At 45.2% G+C, this 241-nt stretch carries 1 protein-coding gene; it reads left to right on the forward strand.

Going from position 1 to position 241, the window contains the following annotated elements; genetic code table 11:
* Positions 1-14: 14 nt before the first annotated feature.
* Positions 15-241, forward strand: a 227-nt coding sequence (locus tag RG959_RS24810; RefSeq protein WP_342799364.1) for a phosphotransferase, incomplete at its 3' end; no start/stop codon positions are given.

A 241-nucleotide genomic window follows, 5' to 3' on the forward strand; every position in this document is an offset into this window, starting at 1 on the left:
GTTGGGTGGATGACTTGTCAGTCTACACCCTTTATGAATGGGTGGAAGGTCAGGATATGAATGAAATGGCTTCCGATCTGCCGGATTCTGTCTTGTATGAATTGGGCTGTCAGGCTGGAAAGTTTTTACGAGCCCTGCATGGTCTGCCTATTGATCAAAGTCTGCGCGACTGGAACAGTTTTTATCAGGCAAAAATTGACAGTAAATTAGCTGCCTACCAAGCACTTAGTCATTCCTATCC

This window comes from Domibacillus sp. 8LH (assembly GCF_038806185.1).
Lineage (GTDB): Bacteria > Bacillota > Bacilli > Bacillales > Domibacillaceae > Domibacillus > Domibacillus indicus_A.